The following is a 13,200-nucleotide window of genomic DNA, read 5'->3' as shown; positions in this document are numbered from 1 at the left end:
TGGGAGTAAAACCACAAGCTCCTGTTGTTTTAGGGTGATGAGACGGCACAAGCCCCTGGCAATCATGATTGCCAGGGGCTTTTCTATATCTTTGGCTGACGCATATGCCGGTACGCTTGTTTTCTGTACCAGGTTAAAATCCGCCAGTTGGGAGCAGACCGTATCGAGCAGATTGAGCGGGCGGGCGAGGTTTTCGCCTATCGGGCGCAGCTCAAAGCCGGATATCCCGTTCGGCGTAGCCTATGCCTAATGGTGCGTGTTCGGCATTTTCGGGGCGCTTGTCATTGGCCTCCTGGCCTTCCACCAGAAAATCTCCCGCCGTAAACGTATTGGCATAATCCTGCTGACCATAGGCATTATCTGTATGTCTCTCGTCTGACAGGTCTGCCGGAGGTTCAGCGTAGCCGGAAGGCAAAAGGCAGCTGGACCAGCGTATTCACAGGCTGCCCCTTGAGTTTGCCCGGGACGAAGCGCATGCTGCGCGCGGCGTCGAGGGCGGCTTCCTCAAAGTAGCCGCCGGGGGTCGCCTTGACCACAACGCAGTTGCGTGGCTTGCCCGCGGTATCCACGACCAGTTGCACGGTTACAGTCCCCTGCACGTTCATGCGGCGCGCCTTGGTGGGATATTCCGGCGCCACCCGGCGGGTGATGCTGGGCCGCTGGTCCAGCGCGTCGTTGTCATATGCGCTGAGCCCTCCCACATTGCGGGGGACGGGTCCGGCAGGCGCGGAGGAGACTGCGGGCGTGGGGGCGGGTTTCGCCTTGGGCGCTGCTTTTTCACGCTTTTTGGGGCTGATTTTTTTCACGTCCGGTTTGGGAAGCGGCTTTGGGACTTCCTGTACCGCTTCTTTGGGTTGCGGTTGCGGCTCTTCCGGGGGCTGCGGAGGCGGTGCGGGCGGTTCGGGAGCTGCCTGTACGGGGGCCGGTTGGCTGGGGGTTGGGGCCAGTTCAGCCAGAGCTACGCGATAGACTCTTTCCGTACTGGTGGTAACATCCCGCGCCAGCAGCAAAAAGCCGCCCAGCAGCAGGGCGTGCATGCCCAGCGAGAAGGCCAGGGCTGTGCCGCGGGTTGCGGTCCGCATGGCTAATTCCCTCCCCTGGCTGTCGGCGTAACCGGCATTGCGGGAGTCGCCGGGGGCTCTTCGACCGGCGTTGATGTGGTGACCAGTCCCACATCGGCGATGCCCGCTCCGCGGATGCGGTCCATGACCTGCATCACCATGCCGTAGGGTACGTCCTTGTCAGCGCGCACGAAAAGCTGCCGGTCCTGTCCCTTGACCTGGACGGCCAGCACATCGGGCAGATCGGCCAGGTCTGTTTCGTATTCGTCCAGGAACAGCGCTCCGTCGGCTTTGATCGTCAGAATGAGGTGATCGTCTTCGGTGGGCAGTACCTCGGAGGACTCCACCTTGGGCAGCGCCACGTCCAGGCCTTCGGTCATCATGGGAGCCGTGACCATGAAGATGATGAGCAGAACCAGCATGACGTCCACAAAGGGAGTCACGTTGATGTCGGCCACGAAATCGTCGTCAGAGGAAGCGGCCATGCCTAGTCCTTTCCTGCGAAGCTGATGCCGTCGCCGTGTTCGGCGGCTTCGTGCTGCAGGCGGTTGAGCAATTGCCCGGCGTAGTTGATGCATACGCCCTCAATGCCGGTCAGCTTGGCCCGAAACATATTATAGCCGCATACCGCGGGAATGGCCACGAACAGGCCGACCGCCGTGGCGATGAGGGCTTCCGCGATTCCTGGAGCGACCGTTGCCAGTGATACGCTCTTCATTTTGGCAATGGCGGTAAAAGAATGCATAATGCCCCATACCGTGCCGAAGAGACCGATAAAAGGAGCGGTGTTGGCCGCAGTGGCCAGCAGGGCCAGGGACGACTTGAGTTTCGCAATTTCCTCGGCAATGCCGAAATGCAGGGCGCGGCGAACGTTGTCGTTAAGCAGGCGTTCCGTATCTCCAGTGCGGGTAATGCGATTGTATTCGCGTACCGCGCGCCGGGTGATGCCGTAGAGAGGAGAGCGCTCGTCAGCTGCGACTATGGGCAGCGCCCGTTTCAGCTCGCCGGCCTTGTCGAAGGCTGACAGGCCTTCATGCGCACGACGCTGCGCAGCGCGTAGCGTCAACCATTTGCCGCACATGTATGTCCAGCTGGCGATGGACATGGCCAGCAGCAGTACCAAGACGAATTTGGAAATAAGAGTCGCTTGCAGTACTGCGTGAATCAAGGAATCCATTCTGTCATTCCCCCTCTATATGAAATTGAAATTTAAATCTCTTTTCATAAAAGGACAAGCCGTTTCACCCGACACGCAGCCGCATGACCGGCATGGCGTCTGCGAAGGTGCTATGCCGGTCTGCCCGCAATGGCCGTAAAATCCGGCGAGAGCGGTTTGTCTGCACGGAGTTTCATTTTGCGACCAGCCAGAAAGTGTGCCTGACCCTTCGCGCGAGAAGAAAGCTCACGATAAAAAGACTTATGGTCAGAGACAGCCACCAGCCCCGTATGCCCAGCAGATCGGGAGAAAGTCCAAGACCCCAGGGGAGTGGCATGCCTGACAGCACATAGCCGACCGGTAGGCAGAAAAGCCAATAGACGATTGCCGTGATTACAAAGGGAGCTGTGGTATCCCCCACTCCGCGCAGTACGCCGTTGAGGCAGACCTGCATGGAGTCGGCCAGTTGGAAGAAGGCGCCGAAGCGCAGGGCCGAAGCCGCCAGAAGGGCTACCGCCGTGTCTTTTGAGAACATGTATGCGAGACTGGGGGCGCCTGCCAGCATAAGAACAGTAAAAACCAGTCCGATGATGACGCTCAGGGCCATGATGCCCTTGATGGCGTCGCGTGATTCCGCGACGTGCTTTTCTCCCCACAAATTGCCCACCCGTATTGAGGCGGCCATGGAAAGTGCTGCGGGGGTGGCGAAAAACAGCATCATGCAGCTGAAGGCCACCTGGTGGGCCGCAACGGCTGTAACTGTTGTTGTGCTGATAAAAATGGTGATGACGGAGGCAACGAGATATTCGGATGTTATACCGAAAGCAACGGGCAGCCCCAGCTTGAAAAATTGTTTTATGGTCTGAAAGCGCGGCCACTGGATGTGGCGCATAAATCGTCTTGCGGCGAAGTGCTTTGAAAAGCTGATATAAAAGGCGAGCATAAGCAACAGAAGGCCCATGGATATGGCCGAAGAGAGGCCGCAGCCCTGAACTCCCAGGGCCGGTGCTCCAAGGTTGCCGAACATGAGGGCGTAATTGAGAATGGTTTTGCAGCCCACAATGATGACGGCCATGACCGTGACGGGAAAGACGACATTCTGCCCTTCACAGAAAAAGCGCAGGCTGACGGCCATGCCGCCCAGCGGAAGCCCCCAGGCCACGGACCATATGTACGCGCGGGAGGTCTGCATGAGTTGGGCGTCCGCGCCGAACCAAGCGGCGTACTGCGAAAGCGGGATGATGATGCACGAGGCCGCGAGCCCCAGAACGCCGCCCATCCAGAGTCCCTGGTGGCCCAGAACCACCGCGCCGTCCCGGTTTCCCGCGCCGTGACTTTGCGCCACGAGGATCAGCACGCTGATGAGTATGCCGATCACGAACATATAGACGGGCATCCAGATGGCCACGCCGACAGCCACGCCGCCAAGCTCGACTGTTCCCAAGCGCGCGGCCATGGCCGTATCAATGATGCCGTTGGCGATCTGGGCGTACTGGGAGATCAGCAACGGTCCGAATATTTTGAAAATATGCGGAGCTTCCTGACGCAGGGCTCTGAAATAGGGCATCATGTTCTCCAAAAAAACGGGTTGAATGCTGTCATTCCCAGCCAATCTGAACAAGTCTATCCGTCCCGGCTTCTTAAAACTGCTCCATTCGGCAGAAAATATGTACAAAAGCGTCACGGGTTCCCGGCCGTCCGGCTACCATGCCGGTGGGATATAGCCCGCGGCCGCCGCCACGGCGTATACGGCGCTGCCCAGAAACAGCAGAAGAATGATGGCCTGCACCGGGCGGCAGGCATACCAGCCGCACTGCCACGGCAGGCGCTCGGGGTTGGCCTTGCGCGCGCGGTTCAGCATGAATATGGGCAGGGTGGCTATAAACACGCCCCCGAAGGTTCCGGCGAAGTAAAGCGCGTCCACAAAGTTCGCGGCATTGGAATATGCCATGAAAAAGGGAGGAATGCAGACCAGGGTGAGCACGAAAAGACGCTTTGCCGGGATGGTGTCCCTTCCGATCATAAAGTGGTCAAAAATATTGCTTACAAGGCTGCCGCTCAGGCCCCAGTATGAGGTCAGCATGGCCAGCAGCGCGAAAACATTGGCCGTGTAGTACGCCCATACGCCAAGCGTGGTTCCCCAGGTGATGGTCGCCACCTGGCTCAGATTTTCCATGCCGTCCAGGCTGATGACGGCGGCGGGCACCGCGGCCAGCAGGATGAAGCTGCCCGTGATTCCCGCGATGATGGCGGGAGCGAGCCTGCGGGGCGTGTCCTTGTTGCCGCGGGCGATTTCAGGAACCATGTACTGGGCTGAAAAACAGAAAACCGCAATGTTGAAAACCGGCAGCATATTCTGCCATTGCGCCTGCCACAGGTTTTGCAGGGTGGATTTTTCATGGGTGATGGTCGCCGCAATGAGAGTGGCGATGAGCAGCACCATGGAGCCGCTAATCAATGTTATGCCTTTGCCCACAGCCTTCAGGCCCGTGTACAGTATGATGACGGCGGGGATGAAGAACAGCAGGCTGCCGATGGGCCTGGTGACGCCCATTGAGCCGAAGAAACTGTTCATGATTTCTCCACTGCCTGCTATGTAGGCCGTCAGCGCGCCGTAGCTGTTGGCCGCCACGCCCGCGAAAAGCAGCCATGCGCCCGCCCTGCCCAGATGGTGCTCCGCAAGTCCGCTGAGCTGGTGGTTGCCCTTGGTGCGCAGGCATATTTCCGCGACATACAGCATGGAAATGCATGTAAAAATACCGGCGACGGCAAGCCAGAGCAGCAGGGGCAAGTAACCGGCCTTGCGCGAGGCATAGGCCAGTCCCAGTATGCCTGCGCCGATATTGGTGCCGACGATGATTCCTATGCTTTCCGCAAGAGTGAGTTTGTGCAGGGAGAGGCCGGAGTCACGAACAGGGATGTTTTTGCTGTCCAAAGCAGAACCTACATATGGCCGCACGTGGGTTTCCAAGGGAAAGCCTCCTATATTGCGGGCACGTTTTCATGCGCGCGGGCATGCAGATATTCGAGCGTTTGCCCGCACAGCCATCCGGCGACCGTCAGCCATATGAAGGCCAGCCCGTATTCATATCCGGGAACCAGCGCCAGAAGCAGGCCCGGATCTTGGACGCCGAAGAGTTTGAGGTATTCAGCCGCGGCGTCCGCGAGCCCCCAGAGGGCCGCCGCGTAGCAGGCGGCTCTGAGGCCTCCTGTAAATCTGCTGAGAAAGGCATGGCACAGGGCCAGAGCTATGCACGGCGGATAGATGAATTGCAGTATTGGCGTAGCCCAGGTGAATATGGCTTCAAATCCGGCGCAACTGACGATGAATGCCGTCAGAAAGCAGAGCAGGGAGGCAGTTTTGTAGGATATTTTCCCCCCTGAAGCCTCTTCGATAAAGGAAGCCGTTCCGGCAAGCAGTCCTATGGCTGTGCTCAGGCAGGCCATGAAAAGGCAAAAATTGAAGACTATGCCTCCCGCCACACCGAGTTGCACCAAAGCGAGGGTGGCTGAGAGTTTGGCATAGCTCAGATCGGGAAAGACGCTGCTGGCCGTGCTGCCTCTGTACATCTCGCCGAATTGCGCGCAGGCCATGATCAGAAAGCCCAACAGGCCCGCCACGGCCAGAGCGCGATTGACGGACCGCGTATCTTTGCCCAGACGCATTTGCAGGTCATAGATGATAAAGCCCGAAAACATGATGGCGCAGATAAGGTCCATGGTCTGGTAGCCGTTGATGAATCCGTAGCCCAGCGGGTGAAGCGCATAGTTTTTCCCGGCGGCCTCGCCGACAGGCATGTATATGGAGACCGCTATGATAATGATTTCCATAAGCAGAAAGACGGGAACAAGTATTTTCCCGACCCGGTTAACAATGGCGCCCTTCTGATAGAAGAACCACAGCGTCACAAGGTAAAAGGCAAGCATGAACAATATGGACAGCAGAAAGGCGCGACCCCCGGCCTCTATGGAAAAAAGCCTGCTGACGGCGTCCCAGGATGCCGCGCTCATGCGGGGCACGGCAAAGAGCGGCCCGAGAGCCAATACAGTGATGCCGCCGTAGATCAGGCAGAATTTGCGGCCGACGTTTCGCGTCAGGCCGTAAAATGTGGCCTTGCCCTTGCTGACGGCCAGATATCCCAGCCATGGCAGAAAAATGCCCGAAAGGAAAAAGCCCATGAAGGCCACGGGGTAGCTCAGGCCGGAATCCCGCCCCCAGGTTGTGGGCCAGAGCATGGAAGCCGCCCCAAAATGCAGGGAAAAGATGGTCGCCGAGACCAGAAGGAGAGCGCGGAAAGACAATTTGGCGCGTGGTATTTTGCCCATGCTACCTCCGCCATACGGGGCAGGGAGTGAATGTTGCTGCTGGTTTTATTTGAAATATCGCCTTGTTGTGAAAAAGATCAGGCCTGCCCGGCGTCGAACACGCGTCGCAACACGGCCATGTCGCGGCTGTCGATGTCGTCGGTGGAAGCGTGCGTGCCGGGCGAAGACGGGGCGGAGGGGATTTTCCCCGTTTCATCAATGCGTCGGCACAGGGCGTTGACGGTCTTTGTCTCAAACACGTCCTTCATGCTGAAGGTGATGCCCTCTTCCTGTGCCAGGCGTATCATATGCAGCACATGCACGGAGTTGCCGCCAAGTTCGATAAAGGACGTGTCACGATCCACCGGGTGCATGCGCAATATTTTTTCCCAGATGGCGGCAATGACATCTTCCATCCGGCGCGCCCCGGCGCGGCTTTCCCCGCCCTGCGGCTGGGATATTCCGGCATGTTCGACGGGTTCGGCCGGGGGGTGGACAGCGGGCGTTTCTTCCGGGGAGATCCAGATGCGCCTTTTCCGCATGGGAAGCTGCGGCAGGGGGCAGCGGCGCGCGTCAGCGCGGATGCCCCGCCAATCTATGTCCGCCCCGTTGAGCCACAATTCTTCCGCTATCGATGCCGGGACCTGATGCCCGCCGTCTTCGGCAAAGGGAGAGAAGGCGATAATGTCCGGGCCGACATGCTGCCGCAAAAGGGAAGACAGCACACTGCCCGGACCGACTTCCAGCGCCATGCGCGGGGTGGCGAAGGCCGTCTCGAGGCATGCGTCGAATCGCACGCAGGAGCGGATGTGGCGCACCCAATACTGGGGCGACGCCATTTCATCTCCCGCCCAGCGGCCGGTGACGTTGCTGATGACCGGAATGGACGGGGCGTTCATGGGGATGGAAGCGGCAACAGTCTCAAAAACTTCGAGAATGCCGTCCATGGCGGAGGAATGGAAGGCATGGGACGTGCGCAGGAAAATACCGGCCCCGCCTGCGCATTCCAGCGCCTCCCGCGCCTGCTCCAGAATATTCTCCGGCCCGGAAAGCACGCAATTGGACCGGCTGTTGATGACGACTGTTTCCATTCGGTCCAGAAGGGGGCCAAGGGCCAGGCTCAACTTTTCGCGCGGCAGCAGGGCCGCGAGCATTCTTCCCTCGGGGGCCTGCTGCATCAGGGCTCCGCGTTTTGTAACCAGCCGGGCCGCGTCCACCGGCGTGAACACTCCGGCGAAGCAGGCGGCGGCAATTTCGCCCAAACTGTGTCCCAGCAGGCATGCAGGTCGGACTCCCGCTTCCTCGAGCAGGGTGGCCAGGGAAAGCTCAAGGGCGAAAAGAACCGGCTGCATCATGTCGGTCCGCGTGATGCGCCCAAAAGAACCCGGCTCGTCATCCCAGCTCTCGCACAGCAGATTGAGAATGTCCGGACCCCCCGCCGCAAGAATATGCCTGCGGTTTTCGGCCAGCAGTTCACGAAAGCGCGGGTTTTGCCGGTAAAGACTCCGCAGCATGTGGGGCGACTGCGAACCCTGGCCCGGGAAAAGGAAGCAGATTTCTTTTTTGCCGTCCGCGCTTTTTACGGGAAAGCGATCATGATTGCCGAGCGCGGCGAGAACGTCCTGTGGGGCCTGGCCTGTGACAATGCGCCGTAAACGCCCGTGCCGACGCCCGGTGGCGAGGGTAAAGGCGAGGTCCCGCAGTGGGGGAGGGCTTGGCTCTTCACGCTGAAGGCAGGTGGAAAGGGCCTGCTCAAGCCTCTCCATTTCCCGCTCCGTGTCCGCCGACAGGAAGAGAGGCTGGGGCTCGGGCGGGGAGGATACCGGGGTGGACGTTTTTTGCCGTGCGCCCTGCAGGATCATGTGCACATTGGTGCCGCCGAATCCGAATGAGCTGACTCCGCCGATACGGTTTTGCGGGTCGTCGTCAAGAGGACGCGGCTCCGCGTTGACCTCGAACGGGGCGATGCCGTCGCCGAAGCGGGGATTGATGCGGGTGAAGTTGGCGGTGCCGGGAAATACGCCGTGGTGCAGACTGAGCGCTGCCTTGATGAATCCGGCCAGGCCGGAAGTGGCGTCAAGGTGCCCCACGTTGCCCTTGACAGAACCCAGATATACAGCGCTCTTTTTCTCATGACCGGCATAGGCCGCGCGCAGGGCCGCCACTTCTATCGGATCCCCCAGAGGTGTGGCTGTGCCGTGCCCCTCCACAAAAGCCATGTCGGACGGGCATACCCCGGCCATGAGCATGGCCTCCTGTATGACGGCGGCCTGGGCGGCCAGGTTGGGAGCCGTGAAGCTGACTTTTTCCCGCCCGTCGTTATTGATGGCGCTGCCGCGTATGACGGCCCAGATTCCGTCTCCGGCTTCCACGGCGTCTTCCAGCCTCTTCAGCACAACCGCCGCGACGCCGCTGCCGAAGATCGTTCCGGCGGCGTTTGCGTCATAAGGTCGGCAGCGGCCGTCCGGCGAGCGCATGCCGCCGGGTATGTACATATAGCCAAGTTCGGCGGGCAGGGGAATTGTCGCCGCGCCGGCGAGGGCTCTGTCGCACTCGCCGGAAACAAGCGCCTGGCAAGCCATATGCAGGGCGGCCATCGACGATGAGCAGGCGGTCTGGACGTTGACGGCTGGGCCGCGCAGCCCCAGTCTGTAGGCTATGCGGGTGGCGAGATAGTCCTTGTCGTTTCCGAGCAGCACCTCAAAGGGATCGAGCGTTCCCGTCAGCATGTGGCTGTACAGGTTGCCCAGCATGTATGAGCTTATGTTGACGCTGGCATAGACGCCGGTTCGCGTTTTTTCGGCGTCGGGCCGCGTGTCGCCGGAATTTTCCAGCGCGCGCCAAGCCGTCTCCAGCAGCAGGCGGTGCTGCGGGTCCATAATTTCGGCTTCAGCCGTGGAAAGGCCGAAAAAGTCCGGGTCAAAGAACTCCACATCCTCAAGGCGGCAGCACATGCGTACATATCCGGGAAGCCGCCAGACGTTTTTATGCGGACCCGCGTTGAGCGCTTGTTCACCGACAGGGCTCATGGCCTGCCGACCGGTCAGAAGATTTTCCCAGAATTCCTCAAGCGAGGCCGCGCCCGGAAAACGGCAGGCCATGCCCACCACGGCCAGAAAATCATTTTGTGTTTTGTTGCAGTCCATCAGTAATGCTCCCGCCGGAAAGAAGCCGCTCTCGCGGCGATTCTGCGCGCCCGCATGCCGGAAGGCGGCTGCCCCTGCGCGGGCGCGCATGCCTGAGGCCTTCCGCCTACCTCACGTCTGCGCAACAGGGCCGCCTGACTTTCAATCGTGGGGTGTCGGAACAACTCGGTGAGGGGGAACTCCGTGTGGAATTCTTTCTGGATGCTTTCGTGAAGCTGGACGAGTAAAAGAGAATTGCCGCCGGCTTCAAAAAAGTTTTTTTCCGTGCAGATGTTCTGAAGGCCGATGGCTTCCCGCCACAACCTTTCAAGAGTCCTTTTGACGCTGTCCCCGATCGTCGGCATACCGGACGGACGTTCCGTATTTTCCGTCTCCAGAGATTTCAGAAGAGTTTGCCTGTCGATTTTTCCCGAGGGCGTCCGGGGCCACTGGGCGACCACCCTTATATTGTCCGGCACCATTACGGTTGGAAGCCTTTCGAGCAAAAAACCGCGTAACTCCTGCGCATAGCGGTCCTGTTGTTCTTCCGGAACATGATTCTCCATGGTAATGAAACCGGCCAGACGCTGATGCCCGAATCTGTCACTCCAAATCCCGACAACGGCCTCCTGCACGCCCACGTATGCCTGCATAGCATCCCTGACCGCATCGGCCTCGATGCGAACGCCGCGTATTTTTATCTGCTGATCCCTGCGTCCCAGATAGTGGAGGTTACCGTTCTCATCTATCCGGCCCAGATCACCGATGCGGAACCAGCGGCGTTGGCCGTCCTCGCCGTCAAGGCGCAGGAAGGCTCTGTTATGGTCAGGCGTCCTGTAACCCCGCGCCAGGCTCGGCCCGGCGATATGAATGACGCCCGTGCTTCCGGCCGCGACCAGCAGGGAGAAATCGTCCATAAGAGCCACGCTGGTCCCGTCAATGGGGACGCCGAGCGGCACGTCCTTCATGGCGGCGACATCTTCCGCATTGTCCCCGGATATGCAGAAATACGTGGCGTCCATGACTTCGGTGGAGCCGTAGAGATTTACGATGAGAATGCCGGGGATGGCCCTGACGACAGAAACCGCCAGCTCCGGGGCAAGGGGTTCGCCGCTGCTCAGAATGGTTTTCAGACCGGGCAGTCTTCCCGCGATTCCTCCCGGGACCCGCGTCATGGCTGAGAGCAGGGAGGGGACAAGGACGATCTGCGTTACCCCGTGGCGTTCCATTTCCTCCACCATGGCGGGCACATTCCGGGCCGGGGCGCGGTCTGTGATCAGAAGCGGCGTTCCGGCCAGCAGCGCGCCGAAAACTTCCCACAAAAAATCCACAAAAAGCGGAGACGTCTTGAGGTAGGCCAGGTCGCCGTCCTGCCAGGGCAGGCGACGCCACATCCATTCCCAGCGATGGGCCATGGCTCCGTGCGTAAGTTCTATCCCCTTGGGAACGCCCGTACTGCCGGAGGTGTGGAGAATGCATGCCAGGTCTTCGGCGGAGGTCGTGCACGCGGGCGGAGGCGGAGGGAGTTGGGCGGCGTAATCCAACCGGAGGGGAGCGGGCAGCAGGCGGACGGCCCCATCGGGCAATCCGCTCCGGCACAGGGCTTCCAGATGCTCGGGGGCGGCAACAAGAATGGACGCGCCGGAAGATAAAATAATATCTTTGTTGCGGGTGGACGGATGGTCGGGGTCGAGAGGAACCCAGGCCGCTCCCGTGCGCCATACGGCGAGCATGACGACAATCAGATCCAGGGACGAGGCTGGCATCAGGGCCACGATTTTTCCGGGACCAAGGCCCTGTCCGCTCAGAAGGCGTGCCGCGCCGTCAACCATGGCCGCAAGCCGGGCATAGGTGATATCCTGTTCCGGCGCATCCGCATGCCTGGGTGGACGGATTTTCAGGGCCACGGATTCGAAGCGGGTGTGGACGCAGCCCATAAACCTGCTCCAGACATCCCGAAATGCATGGGGCTTTTCAGGTCCGGAAATGACGGATTCATGACCGCTGAAGGGAAAAGAAAAAATTTCGGGGTCACGCAGCAGCACGCGCAAGGGGGGAGCGGGATCGGATGCCAGCTTTTCCGCCATGACGGACAAGGCCCGGCAGGCGGCCTTTGCGGTCTGAAGGGAAAAAATATCCGTGGCATAGGTCAGGTAGAGGGTGTGTCCTTTCGTCCCGGGCTCGACAAGCAGCTCCATATCCAGGTGGGTCGAGTTTGAGGGAACAAAGATGGAGCGCAGTTCAAGACCTGCAGGCAGATTGCGCGGCATAGGCGCGTTCTGGTAGGTGAGGGCCGCCTGGTATACAGGGTTGCGGCTTATGTCGAGGTTCTGTCCCAGGCCCTCGGCGATAAACTGGAAGGGCAACCCGGCGTGCTCAAGGGAGAGCAGCACGCTTTGCCGGATGTTCCGGAGGTGGGAGATAAAGTCCGCGTCGGAGTTAATATCCGTCCTGACCACAAGATTGTTCAGAAAAAATCCTACCATCCGCTCTGTCAGCGGATGTTCCCTGCCGGATATGGAACTGCCGACGGCAAAGGAGGACTGTCCGGACATGCGGCCCAAGATAAGGGCGTATATTGCCAGCCAGGCCATGAAGGGGGTGGCTCCATGCCGGTGGGCCAGTGCGTCGATGGCGGAACTGACTTTGTGCGGTACGGAAAAGGAAAGGGTATGCCCCTTGAAGCTCTGCACGTCGGGCCGGGGGAAATCTGGGCGCACTTCCAGACTGGGCAGATCGTCCAGGTGCTTTTTCCACCAATCTCTTTCCTGCCGGGCATGCGGCCCGTCCATGCCGGCCCGCTGCCATCGGGCGAAGCGCGCATAGCTTGGCGGTTTCGGCAGGTCCGGGACGTTTCCCGTGCATATGCCTTCGTAGACGGCGAAAAGTTCATCAAGAAAGACAGCCAGCGACCAGCCGTCAAAAATAATATGATGAAACGTATAAAGCAGTGTATGGCTGGTATCCTCAAGTTGATAGAGCGTGCCGCGCGCCAGGGGGCCGGAAGCCAGGGAAAAACCGGTCGCAGCTTCTTTTTTCATGGCTTCCCGAAGCGTTTTTTGCCGCTGCGCGCGGTCGGAGGCTCGTATGTCGACCATGCGCAGGGCGCATTGTTCCGCATCAATATGCTTCAGTTCCGGCGTGCCGTCCGGCGTGGCGGGGAAGACACTTGTGAGGCATTCATGCCTGGCAATGACCGCAAGCCATGCCTGCCGGAAAGCCCTATGATTCAAGCTTCCTGTAATTTCAAGGCCAAATGGGATATTGTAGAAAGGATTTTCCGGGGAGAGACGATCCATGAACCAGAGGCGCTCCTGAGCAAGGGAAAGCCCGTTTGCGCCTTCATTCTCCGGGATCATTTCCCACGGCGGCGCATCATGCGGTTCGGCCGGACCTTTTTCAGCGGCAGCCTGTTTTTGAGGGTAGATGGAAGCCGCGAGGGCAGCCAGTTCCTCAAGGGACAGAGCCCGCAGATTTTTCCCGGATATGGTCACGTTGAACCTCCATGGCGGGAAGGAAAGCGTCGTTGACAGGAACCCGCCGGATTTCCCCG

The 13,200-nt window shown here is 59.8% G+C and carries 8 protein-coding genes; all 8 read right to left on the bottom strand.

Annotation, left to right across the window (positions count from 1 at the left end):
- Positions 1-395 precede the first annotated feature (395 nt).
- The 8 genes from HMPREF0326_RS11230 to HMPREF0326_RS11195 all read right to left on the bottom strand — a co-directional run bounded on the left by HMPREF0326_RS11230 (position 396) and on the right by HMPREF0326_RS11195 (position 13,141).
- On the bottom strand, positions 396-1,082 hold the full coding sequence (locus HMPREF0326_RS11230; RefSeq protein WP_008683690.1) for an energy transducer TonB: 687 nt from the start codon (positions 1,080-1,082) through the stop codon (positions 396-398).
- A 2-nt stretch (positions 1,083-1,084) separates the two neighbouring features.
- Positions 1,085-1,546, bottom strand: coding sequence for a protein TolR (tolR, locus tag HMPREF0326_RS11225; RefSeq protein ID WP_008683692.1), 462 nt, complete (start codon positions 1,544-1,546; stop codon positions 1,085-1,087).
- 2 nt (positions 1,547-1,548) lie between these two features.
- The gene (locus HMPREF0326_RS11220; protein ID WP_008683695.1) at positions 1,549-2,238 is read right to left on the bottom strand and encodes a MotA/TolQ/ExbB proton channel family protein; all 690 of its coding nucleotides are present in this window, start codon (positions 2,236-2,238) and stop codon (positions 1,549-1,551) included.
- A gap of 172 nt (positions 2,239-2,410) precedes the next feature.
- Positions 2,411-3,784, bottom strand: a complete 1,374-nt coding sequence (locus HMPREF0326_RS11215; RefSeq protein ID WP_008683698.1) for an MATE family efflux transporter — start codon at positions 3,782-3,784, stop codon at positions 2,411-2,413.
- A gap of 135 nt (positions 3,785-3,919) precedes the next feature.
- Entirely contained in the window at positions 3,920-5,188 is a 1,269-nt protein-coding gene (locus HMPREF0326_RS11210) for an aromatic amino acid transport family protein (RefSeq protein ID WP_020990540.1), read from the bottom strand.
- 11 nt (positions 5,189-5,199) lie between these two features.
- The gene (locus tag HMPREF0326_RS11205; protein WP_008683702.1) at positions 5,200-6,543 is read right to left on the bottom strand and encodes a branched-chain amino acid transport system II carrier protein; all 1,344 of its coding nucleotides are present in this window, start codon (positions 6,541-6,543) and stop codon (positions 5,200-5,202) included.
- A 77-nt stretch (positions 6,544-6,620) separates the two neighbouring features.
- The gene (locus HMPREF0326_RS11200; RefSeq protein ID WP_008683704.1) at positions 6,621-9,668 is read right to left on the bottom strand and encodes a type I polyketide synthase; all 3,048 of its coding nucleotides are present in this window, start codon (positions 9,666-9,668) and stop codon (positions 6,621-6,623) included.
- Positions 9,668-13,141 (bottom strand): non-ribosomal peptide synthetase, encoded by a 3,474-nt coding sequence (locus tag HMPREF0326_RS11195; protein WP_008683706.1) that lies wholly within the window; start codon positions 13,139-13,141, stop codon positions 9,668-9,670. The genes HMPREF0326_RS11200 and HMPREF0326_RS11195 overlap by 1 nt, the downstream gene beginning before the upstream one ends.
- Positions 13,142-13,200: the final 59 nt, after the last annotated feature.

This window comes from Desulfovibrio sp. 3_1_syn3 (assembly GCF_000145315.2).
Lineage (GTDB): Bacteria > Desulfobacterota > Desulfovibrionia > Desulfovibrionales > Desulfovibrionaceae > Desulfovibrio > Desulfovibrio fairfieldensis.
This window is presented reverse-complemented; position numbering and strand designations above follow the sequence as displayed.

Bases quoted from the DNA above. Each gene is read 5' to 3' on its own strand.
- HMPREF0326_RS11200 (WP_008683704.1), bottom strand. From the start codon at position 9,668: ATGGACTGCAACAAAACACAAAATGATTTTCTGGCCGTGGTGGGCATG.
- HMPREF0326_RS11230 (WP_008683690.1), bottom strand. From the start codon at position 1,082: ATGCGGACCGCAACCCGCGGCACAGCCCTGGCCTTCTCGCTGGGCATG.
- HMPREF0326_RS11215 (WP_008683698.1), bottom strand. From the start codon at position 3,784: ATGCCCTATTTCAGAGCCCTGCGTCAGGAAGCTCCGCATATTTTCAAA.
- HMPREF0326_RS11220 (WP_008683695.1), bottom strand. From the start codon at position 2,238: ATGGATTCCTTGATTCACGCAGTACTGCAAGCGACTCTTATTTCCAAA.
- HMPREF0326_RS11205 (WP_008683702.1), bottom strand. From the start codon at position 6,543: ATGGGCAAAATACCACGCGCCAAATTGTCTTTCCGCGCTCTCCTTCTG.
- tolR (WP_008683692.1), bottom strand. From the start codon at position 1,546: ATGGCCGCTTCCTCTGACGACGATTTCGTGGCCGACATCAACGTGACT.